At 66.8% G+C, this 265-nt stretch carries 1 protein-coding gene; it reads left to right on the top strand.

Going from position 1 to position 265, the window contains the following annotated elements; all coding sequences use genetic code 11:
* On the top strand, positions 1-265 hold a 265-nt coding region (locus SB751_RS31480), incomplete at both ends, for a lysophospholipid acyltransferase family protein (RefSeq protein ID WP_410749209.1).

Genomic DNA, 265 nt, shown 5'->3' with positions numbered 1-265 from the left:
ATCACGGTCATCCCCTATGCCTTCGCCTGCGTGCTGTGGGCGCCGCTGCCGCTGCACCTGCGCTACAAGCTCACGGTGGGCTGGCCGCGCCTGGCGATCTGGGGCGCCAAGGTGTTCTGCGGCATCCGCTGGCAGGTCAAGGGCTGGGAAAACCTGCCGGACGGCCCGGCGGTGCTGCTGTCCAAGCACCAGTCGGCCTGGGAAACGCTGTTCTTCCCGGCCTCCATGCCGCGCGAAGTGTGCTTCGTCTACAAGAAGGAACTGC

It is taken from the genome of Cupriavidus sp. SIMBA_020, assembly GCF_046535395.1.
Taxonomy (GTDB): Bacteria; Pseudomonadota; Gammaproteobacteria; order Burkholderiales; family Burkholderiaceae; genus Cupriavidus; species Cupriavidus campinensis.
This window is presented reverse-complemented; position numbering and strand designations above follow the sequence as displayed.